The organism is Lysinibacillus sp. OF-1, assembly GCF_028356935.1.
Lineage (GTDB): Bacteria > Bacillota > Bacilli > Bacillales_A > Planococcaceae > Lysinibacillus > Lysinibacillus fusiformis_D.
The window spans coordinates 3,947,514-3,973,925 of sequence record NZ_CP102798.1 but is presented as its reverse complement, the minus strand read 5'-3'; the positions used below and the strand labels follow the sequence as shown (position 1 = coordinate 3,973,925).

General features: G+C 34.7%; 26 protein-coding genes, 12 tRNA genes and 1 pseudogene. 29 read left to right on the top strand and 10 right to left on the bottom strand.

The window, feature by feature from the left end:
* Window positions 1-18 precede the first annotated feature (18 nt).
* The 19 genes from NV349_RS19505 to NV349_RS19410 all read left to right on the top strand — a co-directional run bounded on the left by NV349_RS19505 (window position 19) and on the right by NV349_RS19410 (window position 8,053).
* Window positions 19-93 (top strand) — tRNA-Met (locus tag NV349_RS19505).
* A gap of 3 nt (window positions 94-96) precedes the next feature.
* A tRNA-Asp gene (locus tag NV349_RS19500) sits at window positions 97-172 on the top strand.
* A gap of 16 nt (window positions 173-188) precedes the next feature.
* Window positions 189-261: transfer RNA gene (locus NV349_RS19495), tRNA-Phe, on the top strand.
* A gap of 12 nt (window positions 262-273) precedes the next feature.
* Window positions 274-349: transfer RNA gene (locus NV349_RS19490), tRNA-Thr, on the top strand.
* Between the two features lie 9 nt (window positions 350-358).
* A tRNA-Tyr gene (locus tag NV349_RS19485) sits at window positions 359-442 on the top strand.
* Between the two features lie 13 nt (window positions 443-455).
* Window positions 456-529 (top strand) — tRNA-Trp (locus tag NV349_RS19480).
* A 12-nt stretch (window positions 530-541) separates the two neighbouring features.
* A tRNA-His gene (locus tag NV349_RS19475) sits at window positions 542-617 on the top strand.
* 35 nt (window positions 618-652) lie between these two features.
* Window positions 653-728, top strand: a tRNA-His gene (locus NV349_RS19470).
* Window positions 729-745: 17 nt separating this feature from the next.
* Window positions 746-820, top strand: a tRNA-Gln gene (locus NV349_RS19465).
* 4 nt (window positions 821-824) lie between these two features.
* Window positions 825-899 (top strand) — tRNA-Gly (locus tag NV349_RS19460).
* Window positions 900-907: 8 nt separating this feature from the next.
* A tRNA-Cys gene (locus NV349_RS19455) sits at window positions 908-981 on the top strand.
* Between the two features lie 46 nt (window positions 982-1,027).
* Window positions 1,028-1,108 (top strand) — tRNA-Leu (locus NV349_RS19450).
* Between the two features lie 584 nt (window positions 1,109-1,692).
* Complete coding sequence (locus tag NV349_RS19445; protein WP_010731340.1) at window positions 1,693-1,911, top strand: heavy-metal-associated domain-containing protein; 219 nt, start codon at window positions 1,693-1,695, stop codon at window positions 1,909-1,911.
* 150 nt (window positions 1,912-2,061) lie between these two features.
* Window positions 2,062-4,008, top strand: a complete 1,947-nt coding sequence (locus NV349_RS19440; protein ID WP_271910972.1) for a heavy metal translocating P-type ATPase — start codon at window positions 2,062-2,064, stop codon at window positions 4,006-4,008.
* Window positions 4,009-4,079: 71 nt separating this feature from the next.
* Window positions 4,080-4,424, top strand: coding sequence for an ArsR/SmtB family transcription factor (locus tag NV349_RS19435; RefSeq protein ID WP_086709174.1), 345 nt, complete (start codon window positions 4,080-4,082; stop codon window positions 4,422-4,424).
* Between the two features lie 414 nt (window positions 4,425-4,838).
* Window positions 4,839-6,161: an ISL3 family transposase gene (locus tag NV349_RS19425; protein ID WP_086709176.1), complete on the top strand. Its 1,323-nt coding sequence runs from the start codon at window positions 4,839-4,841 to the stop codon at window positions 6,159-6,161.
* 35 nt (window positions 6,162-6,196) lie between these two features.
* The gene (locus NV349_RS19420; RefSeq protein ID WP_271910969.1) at window positions 6,197-7,024 is read left to right on the top strand and encodes a ParA family protein; all 828 of its coding nucleotides are present in this window, start codon (window positions 6,197-6,199) and stop codon (window positions 7,022-7,024) included.
* Window positions 7,017-7,388, top strand: coding sequence for a hypothetical protein (locus NV349_RS19415; protein WP_271910967.1), 372 nt, complete (start codon window positions 7,017-7,019; stop codon window positions 7,386-7,388). Before NV349_RS19420 ends, NV349_RS19415 begins: the two co-directional genes overlap by 8 nt.
* A 2-nt stretch (window positions 7,389-7,390) precedes the next feature.
* The gene (locus tag NV349_RS19410; RefSeq protein WP_271910966.1) at window positions 7,391-8,053 is read left to right on the top strand and encodes a hypothetical protein; all 663 of its coding nucleotides are present in this window, start codon (window positions 7,391-7,393) and stop codon (window positions 8,051-8,053) included.
* 37 nt (window positions 8,054-8,090) lie between these two features.
* Here NV349_RS19410 and NV349_RS19405 read toward each other — a convergent pair whose 3' ends face one another.
* The 6 genes from NV349_RS19405 to NV349_RS19385 all read right to left on the bottom strand — a co-directional run bounded on the left by NV349_RS19405 (window position 8,091) and on the right by NV349_RS19385 (window position 12,201).
* Entirely contained in the window at window positions 8,091-9,050 is a 960-nt protein-coding gene (locus NV349_RS19405) for a tyrosine-type recombinase/integrase (RefSeq protein WP_442916455.1), read from the bottom strand.
* Window positions 9,051-9,058: 8 nt separating this feature from the next.
* A complete protein-coding gene (locus NV349_RS23280) occupies window positions 9,059-9,196 on the bottom strand; it encodes an Arm DNA-binding domain-containing protein (RefSeq protein WP_442916381.1) in 138 nt (45 codons plus the stop codon).
* A 19-nt stretch (window positions 9,197-9,215) separates the two neighbouring features.
* Window positions 9,216-9,992: a rolling circle replication-associated protein gene (locus NV349_RS19400; protein WP_271910964.1), complete on the bottom strand. Its 777-nt coding sequence runs from the start codon at window positions 9,990-9,992 to the stop codon at window positions 9,216-9,218.
* A 217-nt stretch (window positions 9,993-10,209) separates the two neighbouring features.
* Window positions 10,210-11,535, bottom strand: coding sequence for an FtsK/SpoIIIE domain-containing protein (locus NV349_RS19395; RefSeq protein WP_271910962.1), 1,326 nt, complete (start codon window positions 11,533-11,535; stop codon window positions 10,210-10,212).
* A gap of 52 nt (window positions 11,536-11,587) precedes the next feature.
* Entirely contained in the window at window positions 11,588-11,926 is a 339-nt protein-coding gene (locus tag NV349_RS19390) for a hypothetical protein (RefSeq protein WP_271910960.1), read from the bottom strand.
* A 17-nt stretch (window positions 11,927-11,943) separates the two neighbouring features.
* A complete protein-coding gene (locus tag NV349_RS19385; RefSeq protein WP_271913629.1) occupies window positions 11,944-12,201 on the bottom strand; it encodes a DUF771 domain-containing protein in 258 nt (85 codons plus the stop codon).
* Window positions 12,202-12,447: 246 nt separating this feature from the next.
* Between NV349_RS19385 and NV349_RS19380 the strand changes: the two genes are divergently transcribed.
* The 7 genes from NV349_RS19380 to NV349_RS19350 all read left to right on the top strand — a co-directional run bounded on the left by NV349_RS19380 (window position 12,448) and on the right by NV349_RS19350 (window position 19,744).
* Window positions 12,448-13,308 (top strand): helix-turn-helix domain-containing protein, encoded by an 861-nt coding sequence (locus NV349_RS19380; protein ID WP_271910959.1) that lies wholly within the window; start codon window positions 12,448-12,450, stop codon window positions 13,306-13,308.
* A gap of 68 nt (window positions 13,309-13,376) precedes the next feature.
* Window positions 13,377-14,987 carry a hypothetical protein gene (locus NV349_RS19375; RefSeq protein ID WP_271910957.1) on the top strand — a complete coding sequence of 537 codons (1,611 nt, stop codon included), beginning with the start codon at window positions 13,377-13,379 and terminating at the stop codon, window positions 14,985-14,987.
* A gap of 338 nt (window positions 14,988-15,325) precedes the next feature.
* The gene (locus NV349_RS19370; RefSeq protein WP_271910956.1) at window positions 15,326-15,868 is read left to right on the top strand and encodes a GNAT family N-acetyltransferase; all 543 of its coding nucleotides are present in this window, start codon (window positions 15,326-15,328) and stop codon (window positions 15,866-15,868) included.
* A 26-nt stretch (window positions 15,869-15,894) separates the two neighbouring features.
* Complete coding sequence (locus NV349_RS19365; protein ID WP_271910955.1) at window positions 15,895-16,686, top strand: phosphotransferase family protein; 792 nt, start codon at window positions 15,895-15,897, stop codon at window positions 16,684-16,686.
* 149 nt (window positions 16,687-16,835) lie between these two features.
* Window positions 16,836-17,867 (top strand): ABC transporter permease, encoded by a 1,032-nt coding sequence (locus tag NV349_RS19360; RefSeq protein WP_271910954.1) that lies wholly within the window; start codon window positions 16,836-16,838, stop codon window positions 17,865-17,867.
* 2 nt (window positions 17,868-17,869) lie between these two features.
* Window positions 17,870-18,559, top strand: coding sequence for an ABC transporter ATP-binding protein (locus tag NV349_RS19355; protein ID WP_271910952.1), 690 nt, complete (start codon window positions 17,870-17,872; stop codon window positions 18,557-18,559).
* Between the two features lie 99 nt (window positions 18,560-18,658).
* The gene (locus tag NV349_RS19350; RefSeq protein ID WP_271910951.1) at window positions 18,659-19,744 is read left to right on the top strand and encodes an S-layer homology domain-containing protein; all 1,086 of its coding nucleotides are present in this window, start codon (window positions 18,659-18,661) and stop codon (window positions 19,742-19,744) included.
* Window positions 19,745-19,785: 41 nt separating this feature from the next.
* Here NV349_RS19350 and NV349_RS19345 read toward each other — a convergent pair whose 3' ends face one another.
* Window positions 19,786-20,532: an arylamine N-acetyltransferase family protein gene (locus tag NV349_RS19345; RefSeq protein WP_089934979.1), complete on the bottom strand. Its 747-nt coding sequence runs from the start codon at window positions 20,530-20,532 to the stop codon at window positions 19,786-19,788.
* 186 nt (window positions 20,533-20,718) lie between these two features.
* On the opposite strand from NV349_RS19345, the gene nagB reads away from it, so the two are divergent.
* The 3 genes and pseudogenes from nagB to NV349_RS19330 all read left to right on the top strand — a co-directional run bounded on the left by nagB (window position 20,719) and on the right by NV349_RS19330 (window position 23,088).
* Complete coding sequence (nagB, locus tag NV349_RS19340; RefSeq protein WP_249646140.1) at window positions 20,719-21,432, top strand: glucosamine-6-phosphate deaminase; 714 nt, start codon at window positions 20,719-20,721, stop codon at window positions 21,430-21,432.
* A gap of 350 nt (window positions 21,433-21,782) precedes the next feature.
* Entirely contained in the window at window positions 21,783-22,688 is a 906-nt protein-coding gene (locus tag NV349_RS19335) for a S66 peptidase family protein (RefSeq protein ID WP_036119268.1), read from the top strand.
* 6 nt (window positions 22,689-22,694) lie between these two features.
* Window positions 22,695-23,088 (top strand): annotated as a pseudogene (locus NV349_RS19330) (cytidine deaminase).
* A gap of 157 nt (window positions 23,089-23,245) precedes the next feature.
* On the opposite strand, the gene NV349_RS19325 reads toward NV349_RS19330, so the two are convergent.
* The 3 genes from NV349_RS19325 to NV349_RS19315 form a co-directional block, all read right to left on the bottom strand.
* Window positions 23,246-24,832 carry a catalase gene (locus NV349_RS19325; protein ID WP_271910948.1) on the bottom strand — a complete coding sequence of 529 codons (1,587 nt, stop codon included), beginning with the start codon at window positions 24,830-24,832 and terminating at the stop codon, window positions 23,246-23,248.
* Between the two features lie 353 nt (window positions 24,833-25,185).
* Window positions 25,186-25,695 (bottom strand): hypothetical protein, encoded by a 510-nt coding sequence (locus NV349_RS19320; RefSeq protein ID WP_058844479.1) that lies wholly within the window; start codon window positions 25,693-25,695, stop codon window positions 25,186-25,188.
* A gap of 15 nt (window positions 25,696-25,710) precedes the next feature.
* Window positions 25,711-26,400 (bottom strand): B3/B4 domain-containing protein, encoded by a 690-nt coding sequence (locus NV349_RS19315; RefSeq protein ID WP_089934985.1) that lies wholly within the window; start codon window positions 26,398-26,400, stop codon window positions 25,711-25,713.
* Window positions 26,401-26,412: the final 12 nt, after the last annotated feature.

Sequence of the window (26,412 nt, the reverse complement as noted above, 5' to 3'; positions counted from 1 at the left end):
ACAATAGTATATGATTATCGCGGGGTGGAGCAGTGGTAGCTCGTCGGGCTCATAACCCGAAGGTCGTTGGTTCAAATCCGGCCCCCGCAACCAAATGGTCCCGTGGTGTAGCGGTTAACATGCCTGCCTGTCACGCAGGAGATCGCCGGTTCGATCCCGGTCGGGACCGCCATTTATTTTAATAACAAGGGTCAGTAGCTCAGTTGGTAGAGCATTAGATTGAAGCTCTAAGTGTCGGCGGTTCGATTCCGTCCTGACCCATCATGTTTTTTTGCCGGTGTAGCTCAGTTGGTAGAGCAACTGACTTGTAATCAGTAGGTCGTGGGTTCGACTCCTATCGCCGGCACCATGTATTCCCGGAGGGGTAGCGAAGTGGCTAAACGCGGCGGACTGTAAATCCGCTCCTTAGGGTTCGGCGGTTCGAATCCGTCCCCCTCCACCAGTTTTATTATTATAGGGGCATAGTTCAACGGTAGAATAGAGGTCTCCAAAACCTTTGGTGTGGGTTCGATTCCTACTGCCCCTGCCAATTAATTTTATGGCGATTGTGGCGAAGTGGTTAACGCACCGGATTGTGGTTCCGGCATTCGTGGGTTCGATTCCCATCAGTCGCCCCATTTAAAGTAAAATTAATAAAAATTATAATATAATGGCGATTGTGGCGAAGTGGTTAACGCACCGGATTGTGGTTCCGGCACTCGTGGGTTCGATTCCCATCAGTCGCCCCATTTATATAATTATCTTTTGGGGTATAGCCAAGCGGTAAGGCAACGGATTTTGATTCCGTCATGCCCTGGTTCGAATCCAGGTACCCCAGCCATTTTGCGGAAGTAGTTCAGTGGTAGAACACCACCTTGCCAAGGTGGGGGTCGCGAGTTCGAACCTCGTCTTCCGCTCCAACTTCGATGGCGGCATAGCCAAGTGGTAAGGCACAGGTCTGCAACACCTTTATCACCGGTTCAAATCCGGTTGCCGCCTCCATATTTTAACTCTAATCGGTGTATCCGATTTTTTTTATCTCCATTATGCCGGTGTGGCGGAATTGGCAGACGCGCACGACTCAAAATCGTGTTCCTTTGGAGTGTCGGTTCGACCCCGACCACCGGTATCTTTTACAGCGAAGAATCCTTGAAATAACAAGGGTTCTTTTTTTTATGTAGAAAATATGTAGAAAACTTTAAAAGATGTTCAATAATTTGTGGTAAAATAGTATTAATTTGAATGGGGGTATTTGGTATATGAGTCAAGAAATTAAAGATGGTAAAGTAGTTTCTTTTATTAATATGGGGTCTTCGGATTTTATAGTGGAATTATCTTTTTAAAGTTTAAAAATAATTAGTGTTCAAATCGGAATATCTGGTGGAATACTAAGTGTCATAAATGTATCAATTAAATACGAGAGATACGTGAGAAAGTTAAAATAGTCTAACGAACAAGAGCTAAGAAAATTTATGGCACAATACATGGAAAAAGTGTGTGACATACTGGAAAACAGACCTTATTGTTATGACTTATACTGTATCGAGGTATTCGAATTATTGTATTTGTACCTATGTAGCAGATAAATTAAAGGACAGTCATTAATATAAGATATAGGAATTGACAACAATACTATTACACTATACAATGTAATTGTGAAATTGGTAATAAAAAGTATTATCGTTTTACTTAAATAAAAGGGAGGAATTTAAAATGAATTCAGCAAAAACTGATGTTCTAAAAGTGGAAGGTTTGGATTGCCCTTCATGTGCAACAACAGTTGAAAAAGCTTTGAAAAAATTAAAGGGAATTCAAAGTACAGAGGCTAACTTTTTTGCGGAAAAATTAACTGTAACTTATGATGATTCCAGAGTAACTCTTGACGACATTGCTGATAAATTAAAAAAAGTAGGTCACCCTGTAGTTAAATAACTCCAGTTTTCCCACTTAATGTTATCCCTTTAGATAACTTTTGAGTGGGGTTTAGTATTTAATTTATCTTTTCCTATCAAATGAATAAAAACATATCAATTTTTTTGATTACATTTTAAAAATGGAACATAAATAAGGGGGAACACAGAAATGAATACAAGGTGGTATAAACACCCAAGGACAATACTGTTGATTATTGCCGCAACCGTCACAGCATTTACACTGATTGCAGAAATTGGATTCGGTCTACCTGAAATGTGGGCGATTATTTTATATAGTATTGCAATTGTTGTTGGAGGGATCTATCCAGCAAGAAGTGCATGGGTTGAATTAAGAAATGGAAGTCTCTCCATTAATACATTGCTTATTGCGGCAGTAATTGGAGCTATTTATCTAGGATTATGGGAAGAAGCTGCGATGCTTGTCGTTATTTTCTCTTTAGGTGAATTAATGGAATCATACGCATCAGATAAAGCCAGAAATGCAATTAGAGCATTAGTTGAATTAGCCCCTAGTGAAGCAACAGTCATTCGAAATGGTCGTCAAATGCGTATATTGACAGAACAAGTGGAAATCAGAGATATCGTTCTGGTACGTCCCGGAGAAAAAATACCAGTTGATGGTGTAGTCACTAAAGGTTCAACTACAGTTGATCAAGCTTCCATTACTGGAGAGTCAATACCTGTATCAAAACAATTAGGAGATGAGGTATTTGCTTCAACATTAAATGGACGTGGTGCATTGGAAATAGAAGTGACTAAACTTGCTCAAGATACAACCCTAGCCCAAATTATTAAATTAGTAGAGGGCGCACAAATGAAAAAAGGGAAAGGACAGCGGTTCAGTGAGAAATTTGGTGCCATTTACACGCCAGCCATGTTTGTATTAGCGATCATTGTGGCTATTGTACCTCCCCTTTTCTTTGGTCAACCTTTTGATGAATGGTTATATAGAGCTTTAGTGGTACTAGTCGTTTCTTGTTCTTGTGGATTAGTACTGTCTGTGCCAGTCGCAGTCGTTACTGGCATTGGAACGGCAGCTCGAAGTGGAGTAATGGTTAAAGGCGGTATTTATATAGAATCAGCTGGTAGTACTCAAGTTGTGGCATTTGATAAAACAGGAACCTTGACAGTTGGAAAGCCTTCGGTCACGGATCTTGTAACGGTATCAGACCTTTCAAATAAGCAATTATTGGATATTGCTGGTGCGCTTGAAAAACAATCCGAACATCCTTTAGCTGATGCGATTATGGAAGAAACATTAAACAAAAAGATTACAATTCCAGATGTAGAAGAATTCGATTCACTTACAGGTCGTGGGGCAAAAGGTAAGATTAACGGAAATAATTACTACATTGGAAATCCACGCTTGTTTAACGAATTAAAAGTAAACATAAATAAAGACCACGTCATGCAAATTGAAAAGCTGCAAGGACAAGGGAAAACTGTCATGCTCTTAGGAACTGCCAATGAAGTACTTGGGATGATTGCAGTAGCTGATAGACCCAAAGAAAATGCAAAACAAGCTATTCAAAGTTTGAAAGAAGCTGGTGTGAAAAAGGTTGTTATGCTAACAGGTGATAATAGACTAACAGGTGAAGCAATTGGTAAAGAACTTGGCGTTGATGAAGTAAGAGCAGAACTCCTTCCAGAAGATAAGATTAACGCAGTGAAAGAATTGCAAAAACAGTATGGGCAGGTAGCGATGGTAGGAGATGGTGTAAATGATGCACCAGCACTGGCTCAGGCTGATGTAGGTATTGCAATGGGAGTTCAAGGAACAGACGTTGCACTAGAGACAGCAGATATTGCTTTAATGCAGGATAATTTAGATCAACTAGTATATACACTAAAATTAAGTAAAAAGACAGTTTCTAAAATATACCAAAATATTGCTATTTCGTTAGCGATAGTTGCGTTCCTTGTTGTGACTGCCTTGATCGGAGTCATGCCTCTTACATTAGGTTTAATTATAAATGAAGGTAGTGCATTACTTATTATTATCAACGGAATGTTCCTACGCAGGCATAAATGGAAAAAAGAAGGAATAAGGGTTGAAAACAATCAAAGTAATATTCCATTGGCTGATGCGGAATAATCTAAAAAAATATAATTTGACACACAAACTATTACACTATATAATGTAATAGTGAAGTGGAGGAGGAAATAATGGAAGAAAATTGTTGTACACCTAAACCTCAGCTAACGGATCGTCCTTTGTTGGATATAGATTATGCGGAGGGATTGAGCGAAACGTTTAAAATCCTTTCAAACGGCACGAGGCTTCGGATATTACACGCAGTGATTCGAACACCAAACATATCCGTTACTGAGTTGGCTGAACAACTCGAAATGAAACCTCAAGCCATCTCTAACCAACTTCAACGATTAGATGATAAGGGCATTGTTCGTTCGTCTCGTGAGGGAAATTTTATTCGGTATCGAGTTGTTGATCCTTGTGTAACCAGCCTTTTACACGAAGGATGGTGCCTAACAGAAGATTTACCAAAATAGGAGGAGATTCAAAGTGGAAAAATGTGCACGCTCTAACTGTAATTGTCTTATTGGTGAGAACAAAGTAGAGGTTGATGGAAAAGTTTATTGTAATCAAGAATGTGCAGATCATTGTACTGATGAAGTTTGCGAGTGCAAAGATTGTAGCTGTGCAACTGCATAATTGAATAATAATGAAGGTTATCCTGTGCAACTATAGGATAACCTTTTTTGTACATAGGCTATCCAACGATAGGGTGCATTATTTAATGCAAACTCTACAAAAGGAATTTTCCAAACTATTTTCCTATCACCTATTGTATATGCTTTAAGGGATTTTCTAAGTGCATTTGTGGTCACAAAAAATATTTAACAATTTTAATTTTGATATCAAATCTATACTTGAAAAACACGGAGTAGTAAAGGATGAACAATATGTTAGACCTATTATTCCTACCAGACCTTAAAACAATAGAACCACCACAAGAAAATGAAACCGACATGATGTTTAAAGTGGAAGCAATCAAACCACCTGAACGTTGTCCTAAATGCGGTTTTGACAAACTGTACAAGCATAGTTCACGAAAACAATTAATCATGGACTTGCCTATTCATTTAAAGCGAGTAGGCTTACAAGTAAACCGTAGACGTTATAAATGTCGTGAGTGTGGTTCCACATTTTGGGAACGCCTTATATCCATTGACGAAAAGCGTAGTATGACTAAAAGATTGTTGGAGTCCATTGAAGAACAGTCCATGTCTAAAACTTTTGTGGAAGTAGCAGAAAACGTTGGTGTAGACGAGAAAACCGTTAGGAACATCTTTAAAAACTATGTGGCATTAAAAGAACTTGAATACCAGTTTGAAACTCCTAAATGGCTCGGTATTGACGAAATACACATTATCAAGAAACCTCGTCTTGTATTGACCAATGTGGAACGTAGAACTATATATGACATAAAACCCAATCGTAACAAAGATACGGTCATTCAACGCCTTTCTGAGATTACAGACAATACTTATATCGAATACGTCACAATGGATATGTGGAAGCCCTACAAAGACGCAGTTAATACAGTTATGCCACACGCAAAAGTAGTTGTAGATAAGTTTCATGTAGTCCGTATGGCTAATCAAGCCTTAGACAGTGTTAGGAAGTCTCTTAAAGCCAATATGACAGCCAAAGAAAGGCGTACCCTTATGCGTGAGAGGTATATCCTTCTTAAACGAAAGCATGACCTGAATGAACGAGACTCATTCCTTTTGGATACTTGGTTAAGTAATTTACCTGAACTAAAAGAAGCCTATGAACTTAAAGAAGAGTTCTACTGGATATGGGATACAGATGACCTTGACCAAGGCAGAGAACGTTACAGGTATTGGAGACAACGTTGTTTATCCAGTAACTCTAAAAACGCCTATAAAGACCTCGTAAGAGCCGTAGAAAACTGGCAAGATGAAATCTTCAACTACTTCGATAAAAGGCTCACTAACGCTTATACAGAGTCTATAAATAGCATCATTAGGCAAGTAGAACGAATGGGTAGAGGTTACTCATTTGAAGCCTTACGAGCCAAAATACTTTTTAATGAGAAGCTCCATAAGAAACGGAAGCCTCGATTTAATTCAAGTGCTTTCAGCAAAGCTATGTTATACGATAGTTTCAATTCGTATCAAATAACAGACCGTGACAAAACAGGCAACTATGGTGTAGATTTTTCCACACTTATTAAGAAATTGGAGAAGGGTAACTTATAGACCCTTTTCCACCATAAAATCCGAAGACCCTTAATATGAAAGGTGGCGTAGGAAAAACCACTCTTTGTATAGGTATAGGAGAATATCTAGCTAATTATGAAGGAAAAAAGATTCTATTAATCGATTTAGATCCACAATTTAATACAACACAATCAATTATGGACCTTGTAAATCAAGCTGAAGAATATATGAATGATTATCGTCATAGAATAACTATTCGAAAGATTTTTGAAGATACTAAAACGATTTCAGAAAGACCAAAGATTCCATCTGTTTCGGAGGTTATTTTAAAATTTGAAAGTGAACCAAATATTGACTTGATATGTGGTACGATTGATATAATTAAAGATGATACTTCTAATAAATCGTTATATAAAAGACTAAACAAATTTATTAATGAGCATAAATTAAAAGAATTGTATGATTATATATTTATTGATTGTCCACCTACTATTTCTTTTTATACTGATGCAGCTTTATTTGCTTCAGATTATTATATTGTTCCAGCAAAGATTGATCGATATTCAATTTTAGGTATAAGACTATTAAATACGGTTATATCTAATCTAATGTATGATGAGGAATTAGAGATAACTCCTTTAGGAATAGTTTATACAATGAGAAGACAAGAAGAAACAATGAAAACGGGTGAAATTAGATGGAGATTCGAACAGAATAAAGATGTTGCTCAGATGGGAATATTTAGTTCTTCAACGTTTATAGTTAATGATTTAATGGTAGGGTATCAAGGGAATATTGCATCTAAATATAGTAAATCTAGAGAAGATATTAAGAATGTCTCGGAAGAGTTTTTAAGTAGGATATCTCAAATTTCAAGTATTAAGGATGATTTGGATGAATAATAGTATATTAATAGATTTACAAGAACATGTTCATTTAAAAACATCAAATAAGAATTATACTATCGGTACGGTAACTCTAATTGTTTATTCTAATGAACTTTTTAAAAATAATAAAGATATTATCCCTTTCTTAAAAGTTGTTTTCAACGAATCTTATTTACCATACGTTATTAAAAGTAGAACATTAATAGTCGCTAAACTTGGGAGATATTTAGCTCAAAAAGAGAAAGGTGAAATAATAGAAATTAATCAGGCAATTCTTGATTATTTCGGAGATATAATATCAAGCGATGGTGAAATAAAAAAGAGGGCAAAGAAAAAAAATGCAAATGATAAATTAGATTCTTGGCTAAGAGGGATATAGAAATGAATATTATAGAAGATGACATTCAAAAGTTTTTAGAAATTCTTGATGTGGAAAATAATTCATTGAATATCGATATTCTAAAAAAAATTGCCTATAGTACGATGTTTTTTAAATCAATAGAAGTTGAAGATGAAAATAAGCATTATCTAAAATGTTTAGTACAAGATATCTTATCTATATTAGATTCGGTATCACATAAATCCCAACGCTATTATTATTTTATATTACGCTCATACATTGAGAATTTTTTGAGAGTATTATTAAAGCTTCAAAATGATGATTCTACTGGGGTTATGAAACTTTTTAGTAACGTAAAAAAAATGATAAACTCACATGAGGAAATAAGTGATTTATATGAGAATTTAGATAATACTTATTCGGAATGTTGTTTATTTGTACATAGTAACGTTAAATCTGGTGATGAAGTAAATGAGTTTTTAAAAATGATTGTAGATAGAAACGATTTTGCAGATAATGATATAGTGAATAATTTCTTAGAAGAATTTAATAAGCTTTTAGAAATTTCAATTAAAATTTTCTTGGTTTGCCATATAGAGCTTGTTGATAATAGTTTTTATAGAAAAAGAGATGTCTTAAGAAAGATAGTTTCGGAAGAGAACTATATAGAATTTAGAAAGCATTTAAAACTAAAAGTAGAATAATTATATATTCTACTTTTAGATGTTATATAGATAGGAATTAAAGTTGATATATAGATTCTAGTATATTATTTATTAATTTTTGGTTCCTTTTTTTTAGTTCTTTTATTACATGAATATACACTCTACTAGTAACTAGCGTATCACTATGACCAAGAATTTCAGATACAACTGCAATATCAACACCCTTATAAATAAGAATACTACCGTAAGTATGTCGTGCACCATGCATTGTAATTAATGGAGTAATCCCTAACTTTTTTAATGCCCGTCTTAAAGATTGATTAACAGCATTATTAGATACTATCCCCTCAATGTAATGATAAAAAATTTGATTAAAAGGATTTACTACATTTAAATTATTGAATAAGATTTGTTGCTGCTCTTTAAAGGTTTTTAACAAACTTGATGTAACATCATCAATAGAGATACTCCTAAGCGCAGAAAAAGTTTTGGTGTTTTTAAAACCACTATGAGTGTGATAGTCATAAGATTTGTTAATATCAATTATATTGTTTTCAAAGTCTATATCATCCCATGTAAGCCCTAATAATTCACCATAACGCATTCCTGTAGTAAAAGCTAAGATAATCATGTAATAACTTGGAGTTTTAGGGTCTAAACGTTCTTTAAAGTAAGCTATCATTTTCTTAGTATCTTCATAGTTTAAAAATTTGTCCTCTTTTTTCTTAACATTATCTGTTCCAGAGATAACGGCATTATTCGTAAAGTTATCAATGATGATTTTTTCTTCAACAGCATTTTTAATGCATTGGCGAATATGGTTGTTAAACTTTGATGTTGATTGTGGCGCATGAGTACTTGCATATTCATTCAGGATTTTCTGATAAGACTTTTTATTTATATCCGAGATAGAGGTATTTCCAAAATGGATTTCTAATGAATTTAGTGTAGTTAAATATTTTGTGTAAGTACGTTCTGAAATAATAGGCTTTTTATAAATATCAACCCATTCTTTAAAATAGGCAACTAATGATATTCTAGCGTTTAATGTATAGCCGTGTTTGTAGCTTCTGCTTTAGTTCGAAATCCACTCTTAGTAATGCGTTTATATTTTTCTGATAAAGGGTCTTTAATTGAGATAATGTATTCCCATGTTTTACCCCTCTTCTTGAAGCTTGCCATAATTCTAATGCTCCTTAACTTAATCTAGAGATTTTAACTTTGTATATCGTATAGGAAAGGTTATCCATTGGTCACCTATCTTTTTTCTACCGTAATATTCTTTTTGAAATAGAATATCGTTTGAATTGAATATTAGTTTATCAGTATTATAAATAACTTTGATTCTTGGTTTTTTTAAATTTTTAGAAGTGAAGAATCGCTTTTTACCTTTGAATTTTAGTAGGTGCTGCGAGTCATCTAGATTTTTGGCGAAATATTTACTAATATACCGACCACGATTTTCTTTTGAATCTGCATCTACTTTTTTTATATTAACTGATCCAAACTTCCATAACTTTGAGAGTTCTGTATAAGGGATTTTAGATATTGAAAATAATAGGATATGATAATGAATTGCCCCACGTTTTTGTAATTCCCATACAGCTAAATATTTTAAAGTGGCTTTTTTCGTTTTATATATTTTGTAGTTTAATCGTTTAATAAATTTCATGAATTCATAATTGCAACTTGTTATATCTTGAATGTTTTCTTTAAACGTTAACGTAAGGAAACTTGTTTGGTTATCAAAGTTTACGTCTATTAATCTAGAAATTTCCCAACGCTCATTAAGATAACGAGTTTTCATTCTTGCAATCCGTTCACGCTTCATTTCTGGTGTTGCATTTTCAAAAGTTATACGTTCTGATTTTTCAACGGTAATGGGGTTTGTAAAATTATATGCGATTAATTCGTCATATTCATAAATCTCAGTTATGGAAGATTGAATAATTTTTGTGTTATAAAATTTTATACACATTCAATCTCCATATTAATCTCTGCGATATTCAATTTTCTCGTTAAGTTTGTGTATATAACAAGTTAACTGCCTCAGCTATGCTTCGGCATGCCTTTTCATTTCTGAAACGGTGCTCCGCTAAACCACTCCGTTTTTCTTTGCAAGCAAAGAAATTTCCCTTTCAAAAACGAAAAGGTCAAAAGGGCATAACGGAGAAATTGTTCTGTTCATAAGAATCTTATTGGAATTTTTGCTTACCTTCTTCTAATAATTTAGATAAAGTATCTTGAAAACGAATAGATTCAAGATTTAGTAAAGGAGATGTATAAGCACGTGGTACATTCCAGTTCATTCCATCCATCATAATTAGCCCTTTTCCTGTACCAGTTTCTACAGAAGGTAGTTCATCCCAATCATCACCTAGTGTCATTTTATAACCAGGTTTTGAGAGTTGACCTAAAGCAATTCGAAGCCCCATTTGGTCACGAATAGCTGTCGGGATGGCTTCAGCAGTAGGTTTTTGTGTACTAAGTATTAAAAATATACCTGCTTGTCTACCTTTGAATAGTAATTGCTTTAAATAAGAGTCAGCTTCTTTTGCAACTTTTTTATCCTCTTCATTAAATGCAGCTACTTCATCGAAAAAAATAACAATTGGCTGTAAATTATAGTATTGAAAATTTTCTCCCATTTTGGTTGGTTGGCTAAAGTATTTTTCATAACGTAAATTCATTTCATCATTTACTGTTCGAAGTATGCCGCAAATTTGATTAGGTGTTATTGCAACATGATTATGTCCTTCAGGAATAAAATGAATTAATGAGGACAAATCGCTTCGTTTAGGATCTAAGATATAGATTTCTGCATCTTGTTGAGCGAATTGAAGCATTAAATAATATAACATGTATGTTTTTCCAGATGATGTTGCACCAGCTATTAGAGCATGCGGGGATTTAATATAATCCCAGTATTTTTCGCTGTCCAATTGAATTGTATTCTTACTTTTAGGGATATCATGTGAGTTATCGATAATTAAACTTTGAATAGGAATAAGTAAGAATTCATAACGTGTGAACTTTGGGTTTGAAATATTAATTTCTAAAAGTCTTAAACCAAGTGCCAACTCCAATATAGGCCCTAGTTCATTAACTTGTTTTGTATATGATGCGCCATGGCTATCGGTATCAATTACTAATTTGTATCGTGTAAAATAGAAGGTGAATGTTAAGGAAGTATAAATTTTTTGATAATAACCTAAATCCTCTATTTTGAATAAATTATTTGCTTTAATTACTTCAAATAAAATAGCTGCAATACGCTTATTTCTCGAAAATGAGTACTTACTTCGAAAGTACATTCCTCCCCATATTATTGGTGTAATGAGAGGGAGCAATTTATGATTGAAAGGTAAATCTATATTAAATAGAAAATCCAGTATTGGTTCTCCTAAGTCCAAACCAGCTGTAATAGCTATAGGGGTTAAAGAGAGAGCAAAACCTTCTAAAAAACTTTTTCGATGGTGATATTGAACTTTAATTTTTTTATGAGTTGGTTTATCATTCATAAGAGGACCTTCTTTCAAAAAAACACCAGAGTTGCAGCTCTGGCATGATTAATTATTTGTTTAGTGAAATTGATGAAGCTTTGAAGTTGTAATAGAATTTACCATCATTTTTCCCGATATAAGGATTTGATTGAAGGTCTTTCACTTTTATTGGAATTGACTGTTTGGGTAAGAATACCTCAGGTTTGATAAGAGGGATATTACCTTCAATTTTCACTTCGATTTTTTCATATCCAAATTCCTCTAAAACTAAAACATATGTATATGCTCCAATTTCTTCAGTTTTTTTACCATTTACATATTTAAAGTTTGGTTTTGGTGCATCTACCAATAGCATTTTTTCACCTAACTTTTTGTAATCAATTAAATTACTTAGTTCTTTAATTTCCATATTTTTTAATAATCCTCCTACATTGTTTTCATAATCTCTTTAAATCTTGTTTCTAAGAATTCTGTTGTTTTAGATGCTAAGAAGTAGTATTTTTCACCTCTTGATTTTGGGAAGTGAACAAATGATTCTAGTTCCTTTTGAAATTGTTGATTGGATAAGATTTTTTCTGTAAATGTTTTTCTACTGATACAAATTCTTTTTAAAACATCTTCCATACTCCACCAAACCCCAAGTTTCATTGATTTCTTCAGTTCTTGGTATTCATTGACTTCGATAATTATTAAATTTTTAGGAAGTTGAATTGGAACCGTAATTTCAAAATGTTGAATAACAAGTACCTCCTTAATTAGATGTTTTGTTTTTGGTGGAATTATAGGTTTTGTTTATTTGTTTATAAAACGAAACCTTAATGTGATTATAAAACGAAACATCGATAATTGTAAAGACTGATTTTAAAATAAAGCTTGTACATGTTAGAATAGGGTATAAATACATTGATTTTTGAAAGGAGAACAAAACCATTGCAACTGGATAAAAAGCAAATTGGTCTTAGAATTAAATCAATACGAGAGTCTTTTGGTTGGAATTTGGAAGAGTTCGGTGAATTGGTTTTTGAAGCTTCTAAGGGTACAGTAAGTAATTGGGAGAATGGTGTCAATATACCAAGTAAAAAGAGATTAGAAAGAATATCGGTATTATGTAAAAAAGATGTTAATTGGATACTTCATGGTGATATGCATGAGTATGTTAGAAGACTTTTTTCTTACATGAAACCTATGAAATTTAGTGATGAATTTTATGATAAATTGGTCGAATCAATTTTTGAAAATAAAGTGGATTATGAGAATGTGGAAGGGATATTTAAAATTGCTTTAGAAATAAATCCTGAATTAAGAAACGATGAACAATTCCATTATTTATTAAAAAACTTAGGTACATCTGTTGAGAAAGTCAGTTATTATGATATTGAGGAAAACAATCACTATAGAAATGTCTATTTACCTATGCTATCGGCAATTTTTAAACAAGAAGAATATGTTGAGGAAATGTATCAAAGGTATAATGATCAAGTTTTATTGAGGGTGATGGATTTACTACGTAGGCTAAGTTATGATAATAAACCATTATTAAATGAGCTTATAACAGAATTTTCTTGGGTAATGTCAAAAAATATTTTTATTGCAGATAAAAAGTATATGCCAATTGAACATGCATCTTTTGGTGGTTTTAATGATACTAATGAAACAACAATGTTTAGGCAAAGGGAGCTAGCAGAAGCAAAAGAAGAGTATGCTTCCATTAAGAAAAGTATTATGGAGAAGTTGGACAAAATTTTTATAGCTAACGCAAAAGATTTTTATGAGAATGGAAATCGTTATTAAATTTTCTAACTCAAATCATCAAATTAAAGGTGGTTTGAGTTTTTTTATAAATGAAATGAGGTGCTTTTTTGATTACAGAAGAATTTAGAAAGATTTCAAGTGTAATGGGGAGCTATTTAACTTATGAACAATTATTCCCTTATAAACCAAGTCAAGAAGAAGTAATAAAAGATATTCAAAGTATTGAAGTTGAAAAAGCATTAGCTATAATTTCTAAATTTACTTTGTATAATGAGCAGTTAAAAAAAGAGCAGGTTCAACAATTAAAGGATAATTTTTTATGTGAAGAAGATGTAGCAAATATAGATTCAATTTATTTATTTGATTTTATAAATCTTAACTATGCCATAAAAATGTTTTTAGCATATGGATTAAAAAATCCAACTAACAAGTTTGAAAATAATTTTTCTGAAACCTATAACGTATTATTAACAGTCTTGAAAATTACCTCTTTAATCAAAGATGATGTAGACACAGAAAAAGGTCTTCAAGAAACTATTTTAAAAACATGGTTGGCGAGTCGAACAGAGGATATAACTAGGATAGTATCTAGGCAGTATGAAATATACGAAAATATATTTAATAATTTCGACAAAAACGACCCAGAGTTTATTGATATCCATACATTATTTGAAGAATTTTATGGATATTCAATTAAAGACTATATTTCGGTAATATTTCCTATACATGCAAAGCTAAGTAGAACAGAAAATGAGACGCTTTTATCAAACGAATTAATTGGGATTTCGGAAGATTATTATAAAACAACAAGTGTAAAAAACATATATAAAAAAATTTTAGATGATTTGACTGTTAATGTAGATGATTTGAAAAAATGGGCTTTAAATAGTATAGAAAATTATTATGATGCGGAAGGTTTAATATCTAAACCAATATTTTATTACGACAACCACTATGTAATTTTTTCTTTACCATTTTTAGAGGCAGCAATGTTTGATGGACTATGGTTTAAACTATTAATTTGCTGTAGAAAAAATAAAAAGAATTTCCCAAGTTTTTATGGGAGGTTATTTGAGAAATACGTGAACAATATCTTGGAAAGCTCAATAAAAAAATATTCGAAGTTACCTTATGAGTTTATTGAGGAATTTAAATTTGGACATGATAATTTAGACTCATCTGATGCATATGTTAAAATTGGAAAATCATTGCTTATTGTTGAGGCTAAGGGAGGGAAAATTAGAAAAGAAACAAAGGTAAGCGCTGATAATGAGGTTACAAGTGAAGATTTTAAAAAGTATGCTATTAATCCTATATTGCAAGCGAATGAAGCTTATGAAAAAATAATAAAAAATAATCCAAATTACTTTGGCGATGTAAAGAAAATATATATACTTTCAGTTTTTACGCAACGTTTTCCTAAAATACCATTATACGAAAAAGAATTTGTTGCAGAAATGAAAAATTTAAATAAGAAAGTTAAGTTTTATGATTATATAAGCTTATCAGATTTAGAGGTTTTGTGTAGTCACATTGAGAATAAAGAAACTACCATTTTTAATTTTATAGAGCAAAGAAACAGATATTCGCGATTTTTACCGTTAGAGCATTCTTATGGTATTAATTATGGGTTAATTGATAGACCCGAAATTTCTATGTCTAATTTTAAGAAAAGTACCAATTCAGTAATGTTACATTTAAGAGATGAACAAGCTTAAACAATGAATGATGTTATAAAGTTTAATGTAGAAAATTTGTAGAAAATAAAAATAGAAACTCAATTTAACTACCTTCAACAATGTAATTAAATCGTGTTTCTTCTTATCTATACTAACCTATTCTTACGCAATTACCCCGACCACCGGTATCCTAGACAGTATGTTAAAACTGTCTATAGAAACGTTTCTTACTTAGTGTAAGAAGCGTTTTTTTATTTGTCATCAATAATAATATTGCATTCTAAACCTCGCGTGAATGATTAAAATTTTTTATGCCAAAAGAGGATATAAATACATACATATTGAATAAACAGTAAATACGAAGGTAGGTATGGAACATGATTATAAGGGAAGCAAAATTGTCGGATGCTAAAGGCATAGCAAAAGTTCATGTAGATAGTTGGAAGAATACTTATAAAAATATTCTTCCTACCGAGTATTTAGAAAAATTGTCTTATGAGCAAAGAACAGAATTATGGGTAAGGAACATCTCTAAAGTTGATCATTATGTCTTTGTTGCAGAAAGCGATAATGGGGAAATTATTGGATTTACTGATGGTGGTAAGAGAGCTGAAAATGAAATTGAAGGGTCTGGGGATTTAACATCCATCTACATTTTAGATCAATTTCAGGGTCAAGGAATAGGCAGTAAACTAGTCAATAAATTGTTTACTAAGTTGAAAGCATTAGGCTATGAAAAAATATTTGTTGAGGTTTTAGAGGATAATCAGTCGAAGCGTTTTTATGAGAGATTGGGTGCTAGATTAGAAAAAACGGAAAAGATTAATATAGGAAATAAAGACTTAGACTTATTAATTTATGTGTGGAGTAATATAGATCCTGTTCTTTATCAAACTAGAGGAAAAAGAAAGGCTGATTAAAATAAGTAGCATTGGTGGTGAAAATTTTGCATCCCATACAACGAAATGAAATACCTAAAGACATAGTTGAGTATGTTGGAGGAGTTACCCATATTTATTTTCCAAGACAAGGACATACATCGGATGTAGGAATTCTTAATTCTAAAAGAGGAATATTCGTTTTAAAAAGAACAAAAGGAAAACAATTTTGTTCCTGGTTAACGAAAGAAGCAACTGTCCTTAAACATTTATCAAAATCTACATTACCAGTTCCAACGTTGCATTATTTTATTGAACAACCATTAGAAAATCAGTCATGGGCTTTAATGGCATATTTAGAAGGCGACACCGTTAGAAGTGCACTAGAAAATGAGATTAAAGAGGAAAACAGACATGAAATAATATTTAATTTTGGAAAGATCCTTTCTGCCATTCATTCAACCCGATGTCCACAAGAGTTAGTAAAAGACACACCATGGATAGACGATATGTTGGGACAAGCTGAGTGTAATTTGAAAAATTTTAAAGTAGATGGCACTCCAAAATTATTAGATAAATTGAAAAGGAAAAAACCAAAAATCATTCAGCAAACATTTATACACGGTGATTTCACAATTGACAATGTTCTTATACAGAATAGAAAAATTTCAGGAGTTATCGATTGGAGTGCTGGAGCATTAGGTGATCCACGATATGATGTTGCTCTGGCGGTACGCCCTAAACCACATGTATTTGAAACAAAACAAGACGAACAGATATTCTATGAAGGGTACGGCGTTAAGTTAATAGACCAAAATGAATACAATTACTTTAAAAATGGATTATATGAATTTTTTTAAATTAAAAATATTTTAAACCGTTCTATAGGATAAAAACTTCCTTTATAGATCGGTTTTTTATTTTCCCGGTCATTTTTAATGATTAGTTCATGCTCTGTTCATGTAAACATTTTAAGCTATGAGTAATCAAAGAAATGGAGGGGTTAGTAATGAATCTTGCATGGAAAGAGATAAAGAAGAATAAAGTACGGTTTTTAATCTTGGGCTCCATTATCTTCCTAGTTAGCTTTTTAACATTTATTATTTCAGGTTTGGCAAATGGTCTGTCGCAGGATAATGCAGCTTTAATTAAAGATTTACCGAAGGGGCAAATTTACATGACTGAAGATGCAGAGGGGGCGTTTAATCTTTCGAGAATTGATAGCGACCTTCAACAGGAAGTCATGGGGAAAGAGAAAGAAGCAGTAGCTTTTTCGATTCAAATGGGCTTTTTAAATGATCAAGACGATAAACAGCAGAGTGTTGCCTTTGTTACATCTACCGAGTCCAGATTGTTTCAAAATGTGCATCAAGGGGAGGTACTGTTAGATAGCTCGTTACAGGATAAAGGAATCAAAGTCGGAGATACATTAAAGAATAATCAATACAATGGTGTGTTCATCGTTAAAGGCTTTGTGGAGCAAAAGAAATATAGCCACGCACCTGTCGCTTACATTAGTGAAGAGGCCTATCACGAGATGTATCGTGTAAAGGACAAACAGTTAATTTATGTACCAAATAGCGAGCCAAAAGAGTTTAAAGGGCTACAAGCATACAACAATAAAGAATTTCTCAATACAATTCCCAGCTATAGTGCGGAACAGCTATCTTTAAATATGATTATATGGTTCTTAGTTGTCATTAGTGGCATGTTATTCGCCATTTTCTTCTATATGATGAATGTGCAAAAAATTGGTTTGTATGGCATCTTAAAAGCAATTGGTTTAAAAACAAGTAAGTTGTTTAAAATGATCTGGACACAGATGGCTATTATTACAATGATCTCACTTGTCATATCCATTAGCCTTAGCCAGTTATTTAATGTTGTTGCACCTAAGGGAATGCCCTTCACCTTAGCAATTGGCACCATAACACAGTTATCCATAGTGTTTCTTATCATTGGCTTTATCGGAGCTACATTGTCGGGTCTACAAATTAAAAAAATTGAACCGTTACAAGCCATACAACAAGGGGAGGCATAATCATGACATTGTTTACAATTGATGGAGTACGAAAAACGTTTAAAAATGGTGAAGTGGAGGAGGAAATTTTAAAAGGTATCAATCTTTCGTTAAAAGAGGGGGAGATTACTGCATTGGTAGGTGCGTCTGGTTCAGGGAAAAGTACACTGTTAACGATAGCTGCGGGACTACAGCCAGCAACAGATGGGCAAGTGTTTTTCGAAGAACAAAATCTTACAACGATGAGCACTGAGCAGGTACGGAAATTACGTGCAAGTAAATTTGGCTTTGTCTTTCAGTTTGCGCATCTCGTACCATTTCTGACAGTGGAGGAGCAGCTGCTGTTAATGCTAGATGTTGCTGAGTCTCGGTTAAAGAAGCACGAACAGCAGCATGAAGTGAATCATCTACTACAATTAGTTGGAATGGCTCATCGTAAAACGGCTTATCCTTCCTCCTTATCAGGTGGAGAAAAGCAGCGTGTAGCAATCGCACGTGCCATCATTCATCAACCAAAAGTATTGTTTGCTGATGAACCAACAGCTAGTTTAGACTCCCAGCGTTCTAAAGAAATTATGCTGTTGCTAAGAGAATTAACGAAAACATTAAAGATTACAACATTAATGGTGACACATGATGAAGAAATGCTCGCCTATGCTGATCGTATTATTAAAATGAGCGATGGGCTTGTGTTACCAAATGCTATGTACTAATTGGAAATACCACAATCATATCTTTTATGGTTGTGGTATTTTCATATGAAGAGTAAAAATTGACTTAGATGGGTAAAGAATCGAAGGAGGAGGGATAATGTGAAGAACCTATTGAAAATTATATGTTTAATCCTGATAACTGTTTGTCTATTACCTAAGGAAGTACGGGCAGCAAGCTTTAAAGATTTAACTGATGAGACATTATTAACAGAAATTGATTATTTAGTAGAGCAGGATATTGTGAGGGGTTATTCAAATACTCTGTTCAAGCCGAACGAAAAAGTTACGAAAGCACAGGTTGCTGTGATGTTAACTCGTGCTCTAGGATTAAATACAATCAATATAAAAAATCCTAATTTTCAGGATGTAACGACTGCACATAAGTATTATAAAGAAATTGCTGCGGTACAAAATGCGGGCATTTTTAATGCAGTCGATAAATTTCATCCAGATGCAATGATTACAAGAGGACAAATGGCTATTGTACTGCACAGAGCCTTTCAATTAAAGGGCTCAGATCCTTATTATTTTTCGGATGTAACGGAGCAGACACCAGGCTATAAAGAGATTTTAACATTGGCTCATAATCATTTAATAAGAGGTTATGAGGATGGAGCATTTAAACCAAATGAACCTGTTACACGTGCTCACTTTTCAGCATTTTTGGCACGAGCGATGACTCTGACTAAGCCTGATTTGCTAAAAGATCCTGCTTTTGTTTATACGTATGCTCATTATTCTTTAAGTGATAATCAACGCTATACGTTAAACTATCAATATGACCATCATGACGGTAAAAATGATGTATGGACAGTCCAAAATGTAAGTACAGCACAAACATTTCCTAATGAACTGTTATATGGACATGACCGTATATATGGTCAAGCTATTGCTAGTGATGCTACCACACATTATGATTTGTATTTGGAACTACCACTTAGAATAGGTGTCATTTTACATGAGGATGACGAGGGAGTGACGTCTGGTGTACGAGTGACAGTTAAAACGACTAACGGTACTGTGCGAGCTGGTGAGGTTCAATATACAGGTGTCGTGATACTTGAAGAAAGATCCATCTATAGTGATGTGGTGAAAACTTATTATTTTGTAGATGGAATTGGTTTAGTGAAAGAGCTACACAATGACATTGTTGTGTTAGAGTTATTAAATCGTACAATGAAATAAATTGAAAGCAAGCCTCTTTTTGAAGTGGGCTTGCTTTGTTGTTAGTTTTGTAATGTAATATGAAAAAAACGCTGAAGAGCTTGCAGCCATTCTTTGTCATTGTGTGTAGTATAAATTGTTAAGGATGAACCTTCATAGATTCTAAATTCGTTGTTCATCATGGTATGACGTCCACGAGTAGTGCGAATCATAGCAATTTTATTTTTTTGCTGCGAGAGTCGAGGTGCAAATTTTGCCTCATTTGCATCATCATGAAAACTATAAAGCAAACGCCAATTTTGTTTTGTTTGTTCAAACAGCATCCAACCATTTGCTTCATCTCGTTCTATTTTATATAACTCTTGGCCTTCACGATGTTGATGTCCTGCAATCAATGGTACTGGCTTACAGGGTGCTAAAGCACCTACTCCTACATCTGAGATATAGGTCTGTCCACCCTCATTTATTAATAAAAGCTGGTGCATAGGAATCTCCTCTGTAGGTGTATCTTCTGCCACGTTACGCCAAAACTGCGCATATCGATTCGTAACAGAGAATCCAAGTTCCCGCAAGAGCCAGCTAAATAAGATATTGAGTTCAAAGCAATTGCCACCACGTCGTTCAACCATTATTTTTTGATATAAATCAGGGATAGCGAAGGAGATACCACGGTTCAAGGCAACATCTAAATTTTCATAGGGAATGGTCAATAGATGTTTCGTTTGTAGTTGTCCAAGTAGTTGTATAGTTGGCTCTAAAGATCCTTGAAATTGAATATGCTGTAAATAGTGATGAATCTGAGAATTCATAAAATCGCCTCACTTCCTTATTAATAACATAACCGAAATAGTCTAAGATTACACGCATAAACTGAAGGAGGAAATGATAGAAAAATAGCTAAATAACTAGTAAGATTAATATATTAGCTACTATAAAGTGAAATATTTTACATATTAGTTAATAATATTGAGGGTAAGGTAGGTATCGTAATTACTATGAAGTGGATAGAAGTAAATACATATGAGGAAATGAGCGAAGTTGCAGCTCATATTTTCTCCAAGCAAATACAAGAGAAACCTAATAGTATTTTAGGGTTAGCAACGGGTGGATCACCTGTTGGTATGTATAAGAAATTAGTGGCGAGACATCAGGCAGGTCATCTATCTTTTAAGGATGTTCAAACTTTTAACTTGGATGAGTATGTAGGTCTTGAGCAAACAAGCCCAGCAAGCTATTGGACTTTCATGCATAAGAATTTATTTAATTTTGTAGATATACAAGAAGAAAATATACATTTGCCAAATGGCAAGGCAGCCGACTTAGCTACCGAATGTCTTGCATATGATAGACGTATTGAGGAAGCAGGAGGCATTGATTTACAGCTGCTTGGAATCGGTGTGAATGGTCACATAGGCTTTAACGAACCCGGCACTTCGTTTGATTCTATGACTAATATAGTTGAGTTAACAGAGTCCACAAGAACAGAAAACGCTATTTACTTTGATGACCCTTCTGAAGTGCCCACACATGCGATTACGATGGGCATTCAATCCATTATGAAGGCAAAGGAAATCGTCCTTATTGCCTTTGGAGAGAAGAAGTTGGATGCAATGGAAAAATTGAAGAGTGGTCATGTGACGGAAGATTTCCCAGCAAGTCAATTATTAAACCATCCTAATGTTACGATTATTTATGGTGGAACAAACTAACAAGAATAAGCAAGGACTTCTTATAGTGGAAGTCTTTGCTTATTTGTTTTTCCGGTAGGATAATTTTCATCGAAAAAAATAAATATTCACCTTGTCCGCACCAAACAGTATGACACTGTTATTCCAGCAAAAAAGCAACGATAGAAGCAAAAATACCAGCAATCGTTGCTGTCTATTTCCAATGAATAAAGTTTGTGCTAGATAGTGTGTCTGGAAGGTAAGCTCTATGGCGAGATTATCATAAAGCGATAACTTCTAATATTATGGTTTATTTTAGGCATGAAGCATCGCAATAATCAATGCTCCCATAGTATGGCTATGCTAAAATAAGGAAAAGAGGAGTGATTGCGTTGAAAAGTACAGTACCATATCTACAAAAAGGTGATTTAGTTGGTGTTATTGCCCTTTCAAGTCTTGTAGAGCCTGAAAAGCTAGGAGATGCATTAGCCTTTTTGGACGAATTAGGGCTTCGCTATATTGTAGGTGATACGATTCATGCTAAACATGATTATTTAGCTGGAGATGACGAGACCAGGTTAGGTGATCTGCATGAAATGGTGAAAAACCCTGAAGTGAAAGCGATCTTTTGTGCCAAGGGAGGCTATGGCTCTGCACGAATTGCTGAAAAAGTTGATTATACTTTATTAGAGGAAAACCCTAAAATTTTTTGGGGCTTTTCAGATCTGACATATTTACATTGTGCCATCAATGAATATGCCAACCTAGTGACATTTCATGGCCCTCTGCTTATGGCAGCTAGTAAGATGGATGACTTATCAAAGAAAATGTTTTTACAATTATTTTCCCCGATGGAAATTCAGTATACAGAGGCGATTTCTCCTTTAACAACAATTGCTGGGGGTGTTGCAAGAGGTGAAATTATCGGAGGCAATCTCTATCGTCTTGTCAGCACATTAGGAACCAAATTTGAAGTGCGTACTGAAGGTCGAATTTTATTGATAGAAGAACTAGGTGAAACGATTCCAGGAATTGATTCGATGCTTCAGCAATTAAAACAGGCTAGGAAGTTAGAACAGTTAGCAGGTGTAATCATTGGCTCATTTACACAGACAGGAGCTGATGAAGCGGCATTGCATCTGTTGATGAAGGAGTATTTTGCTGAATTGGGCATTCCGGTTGTGGCTGGCTTTAAGATTGGGCATGAAACGACGAATATTGCCATTCCACTAGGAGTGGATGCTATTTTAGACGCCGAGGAAAAGGTATTGAAAATATTACCTGGCGTGCATAAATGATGTAGGATGGATATTGAAAAAACACTATATGAATCGGCAGTAGCATTAGCAGAAAAAAGATATCCCTCTGGCTGGGGAGGAACTGCAACTTTGTATACTGAAGATGGGCGGATTTTAACAAGTATCGCACCAGAGGTCATGAATGCCAGCTACTGAATTATGTATGGGAACGGGAGCCATTCTAGAGGCCCATCAATTCAATACAAAGGTTACACATTCAATTTGTGTTGCTCGAGAAAGTGAAAAATCAGAACTTACACCATGCGGGGTCTGTCAGGAAAGACTTTTCTATTGAGGAGAGAATGTGAAAGCTGCGATTACGAATGCAAATGGTGAATTAGTATTTAAGTTATTAAAAGAAATTCAACCCTATCATTGGTATAAGGCTTATGAGCAATAATGCAAAAAGAGGCTTATACATAATTAATTTGGCTATTATGAAAGCCAGATAATTTTAAGACGAAAAGCAAACCCGAGCTACTACAAAACACTAAAGGAGTGTTTCGTAAAATAGATCGGGTTTTTCATTGGTTTGTCCCAGCCTATTTTTAACTTAGTTAATATGGCTCGGCATCATGACCTTTATTGATAGCATCTTGAGGTGCTTGATCGCCATCGATATTGCCAAGTGGTTTAGAAGCGGAGGCGTTTTTTCGTGCCTTATGCAAACCTTCTTTGAGTAAACGACCATATTCTTCATCCGCTTCCTCTGCTAGCGCAATCATTGCATTTTGAATATCCTCGTGACAGACTGATAAATCGCGTATTAAGTTTTCAAGAAGTTCATTTCGCTCCCACTGCTCAAAGCTACGGTAAGTTTCGCCAGCTTGCTTAGTATTGCTTTGACGATCGATTGATTCACGAACAAGATTTCCCTCTACATAGGGTGTATGTTCTTTCCCAGCTTGTGTCGCTTCCTTTAAACCATTGAGCATAGATGGCTCATAATTTATATGTGGATTTTGACCGGGTGCTAAATCACGTTTATACATCATTTGCCCACCATGTTGATTGGTAGCAACACGCTTTTTAGGCGCATTAATCGGTAGCTGTAAGTAGTTAGCCCCTACACGATGACGCTGTGTATCGGAGTAAGAGAAAGTACGACCTTGTAGCATTTTATCATCAGAAAAATCTAAGCCATCAACCAGTACCCCTGTGCCGAATGCGGCCTGTTCCACCTCAGCAAAATAATCCTCAGGATTTTTGTTTAATACCATTTTGCCAACTGCATACCATGGGAATTGATCGTTTGGCCAAAGCTTTGTATCATCCAATGGATCAAAATCAAGCTCAGGATGTGGACCATCCTCCATTATTTGAACATGTAGCTCCCATTCAGGATATTCACCACGATCGATGGCATCATATAAATCTTGAGTGGCATGATTGAAATTTTTCTGTTGGATTTCTTCTGCTTCTTTTTGTGTTAAATTTTTAATGCCTTGTAGTGGTTCCCAGTGATATTTGACAAGAACCGCATTCCCTTCATCATTAACCCATTTATACGTATTGACCCCAGAGCCTTGCATCATACGATAATTAGCTGGAATCCCCCAAGGTGAGTAGACAAAAGTGACCATATGGAAGGTTTCTGGAGAGCTAGCACAAAAGTCAAAGAAACGTTCGACGCTCTGAATATTAGTAATAGGATCTGGCTTAAAAGCATGGATCATGTCTGGGAATTTCATGGCATCACGAATAAAGAAGATTTTTAAATTATTGCCCACTAAATCCCAGTTGCCATCCTCTGTATAAAATTTGACTGCAAAGCCTCGTGGATCACGTAAAGTTTCAGGGGAGTGACCGCCGTGTATCACAGTTGAAAAACGCACCAAGACAGGCGTTTTCTTCCCTTTATCCTGAAAGACTTTTGCACGTGTATACTTTGAAATTGGATCATTACCCACAACACCATAAGTTTCAAAATAACCATGTGCACCAGCACCACGAGCATGGACCACTCGTTCAGGAACTCTCTCTCGGTCAAAGTGACTCATCTTTTCTAGAAAATCATAATTTTCAAGTGTTGCAGGACCACGATTACTGATTGTTCGTAAATTTTGATTGTTGGTAATCGGATGGCCCTGTCGATTTGTTAAGGTTGTATCTTGCTCATGTGTTGAATCATTTTGCTGTGTCATAGTATGACCCCTTTCCTATAGATACTTCCATTTTGTCCTTGAATGGGGCAAACTAGACATTCGAATTCATCGACATTTAAACTTGGCATCAATATTCCATAATTCACCATTTACGTCCTTAAAAAAATGCTGAATCTACATAAAAAGGCTCTCCATACATAAATGTAGGAGAGCCATGGATGGCGTTTTCAAACGGAATCAAGTTGGTTGAGTATGGCTTTTGCCTATAGTTGGTCATTAGTCATCGGTCATACAGTAACAGGTAACTTGTTATTGGTTTGAGGCAAGTTAGCTCAAAAGCTGAATTTGAAAACAGCACATCCAACTCGGTTTGGAGTCTCACCGCCCCGAGATTAGAAATAACGAGAATCGTCAAAGTTAATTTGTATACTATAATTTTTTGAATTAATAAGATTGGATAGTTTATGTGCATCTTTTTCGAGTTGAATTGCTCGTTCTCGATATGCATCAGGCTCATACAAAGTGATTTCGTATAACATTGCATTTTCACCATAGCCAAATCGGACACTTTCTTTTTCACGCATACTAAATTCTTTACACAATTCAGCCTCGGCACGGAGCTGTGTCGCCAATTCGATGGCTTCTACTAGTGCTAACTTTTCACCTTTAAAATCGACGGAGTTTTGAATGTTCGCTTCATATACTAAACGGTCTAGCGTACGTGCATCGAGACGAATTTGTGCTAGGTCAGCCTCAATAAGGGGGAGAGCACGATTACTTGTTTTAGGAGCTTGTCCTTTTTCTACTGTCACAACAGCACTACGATGTAGTTCACTAACAAGCTCTTGAGTTTTCTTCCCTAAAATACTTTTTAGTTTAACTGCTTCTGCAAGATTAATCATGAAAACACGTCCTTTTTATAGTGTTGTAGATGGCGCATTATTTGACAAAAGTGCGGTTTGATAATGACCGCCATGGATTTGATTAAACATTTTTCCTGCTGACGCAAGAAGTTCGTTTGCTGCTTCAGTTGTTAACGATGGTCGGAGATAAAATATATGTAATGCCTCAGTCGTTTCCTCTGTAACAGCTGTGCGTTTAGAATCGACAAAAGGTGAGCCAAATGCTCCTACTTCATCACGACTATATAGAATATTTGTTAATGTATTCAATCGCCCATTTAAACCTTCGTAACTAATTTCATCATGACCAAGAGCAATTTCCACAGACCCTTTGATTGGAGCGACATCATACAGCCCAATTGGCATTTCGTATTGGAGAGAAAAGAAATTATTTAAATCAACACCTGAATGAAGTGGTGTTAAATAGTTTTGCTTACTAATTCGACGCATTAGGCTTTCTGCTGAATGACGGTAACGGTTTGGATCAGCACCAAGCTTTTTCCATAGCTGTCTCCATTCTGCGATACCCTCACGCTGTGTCACGGGTTGTGCTTGCATTTCTAGAAAGAGATTTTCCTGATACAATTGCATACGTCCTTTAATCATTTGAGGGGATTCTGCTACGACAATTTTGGTATAATGAATAATGCCGATTTTTAGCTCGGGATGTTGTGCTAATAGAGATTGGTTAATGGAAATTTCCAATGAACATCACCT